Here is a 1,496-nt window from a genome sequence, read left to right on the forward strand (position 1 = left end):
CCCGACGCCCGGGACCGCAGATTCTGGGCGAGTGGATGGCGCCGGTACTGAACGTCCCGACCCCGAGGTCCCTGAGCGGGCCCGGCGGCGGACGTTCACCGCGAAGTACAAGCTGGAGGTGCTCGCGGCCTACGACGCTGCGCCCGACGGCGAGAAGGGCACGCTGCTGCGCCGGGAAGGCCTGTACTCCAGTCACCTCGTGGACTGGCGTCGCGCTCGTGACGCCGTCGCCCTGGCCGGGCTGACCAAGCCCCGCGGCAGACCGCGACGCGACCCGCAGCAGGAGAAGATCACCCGACTGGAACAGGACAAACGCCAGCTGGAGCAGGAGTTGGCCAAGGCCCGCTTCGTGGTGGACGTGCAAGCAAAACTGCACGCGCTCTTGCAGACCATCTCCGAGAGCGCGGACACCGAGCCGAAGTCGACGCCGTGACCGATAAGGCGATCGCCACCCTCACCGAACGGGTTGGTGTCCGGGCGGCGTGCGAGGCGGTCGGCGCCGCGCAGGCCGGCTACTACCGCCGTCACCGCACCAGTCCGGCATCGGCCCGGCCGACGCCGATCCCCCACCGGGACCGGGTGCAGCCCCGCGCCCTCTCGCCAGAGGAACGACAGGCGATCCTCGACGTGCTGCACAGCGACCGGTTCGCCGATCTGGCACCAGCCGAGGCGTGGCGATCCTGCTCGACGAGGGCGTCTACTTGGGCTCGCAGTCCACCTTCTACCGGCTGCTGCGCGCCGCGAGCGGAACCCGCGAGCGACGACGGCAGGCCACCCACCCGGCGGCGGTGAAACCCGAACCGGCCGCGACCGGGCCGAACCAGGTGTACTCGTGGGACATCACGAAACTGCACGGACCGGCGAAGTGGACCTACTACTACCTCTACGTGATCTTGGACATCTACTCCCGTTACGCCGTCGGTTGGATGCTGGCCACCCGCGAGTCCGCGGCGCTGGCCGAGAAGCTGATCGCCGACACCTGCGCCAAGCAGGGCATCGAGCGAGGCCAGTTGACCGTCCACGCCGACCGGGGCTCCTCGATGGCCTCCAAGCCGGTCGCGTTCCTACTCGCCGACCTCGGCGTCACCCAGTCCCATTCACGCCCGCACGTGTCCAACGACAACCCGTTCTCCGAGGCCCATTTCAAGACCCTGAAATATCGGCCCGACTTCCCCGGCAGGTTCGACTCGATCGAGGCCGCCCGAGCCCACTGCCAGCGCTTCTTCACCTGGTACAACGATGAGCATCGTCACGGCGGCCTGGGACTCCACACGCCGGCTGACGTCCACCACGAACTTGCCCACGCCGTCCGTGAACAGCGCGTGATCGTCCTGTCCGCTGCCTACAACGCGCACCCCGAGCGGTTCATCAACAAACTGCCCGAGCCGCCGAAGATCCCCACCAACTCCTGGATCAACCCGCCCGACGAGACGGAGGCCGCCGCTCAGCAATAGCCGCGAGACGGTGCCTCAGACAGGTTGACAAGTTCCGCGGTG

Annotated in this window: 1 pseudogene; it reads left to right on the forward strand. The window is 68.3% G+C overall.

Annotated features, from left to right (window positions below):
- Positions 1-31 precede the first annotated feature (31 nt).
- Positions 32-1,454: pseudogene (locus tag BLW04_RS25445) on the forward strand (IS3 family transposase).
- The last annotated feature ends 42 nt before the right edge of the window (positions 1,455-1,496 follow it).

This window comes from Modestobacter sp. DSM 44400 (assembly GCF_900107175.1).
Taxonomy (GTDB): domain Bacteria; phylum Actinomycetota; class Actinomycetes; order Mycobacteriales; family Geodermatophilaceae; genus Modestobacter.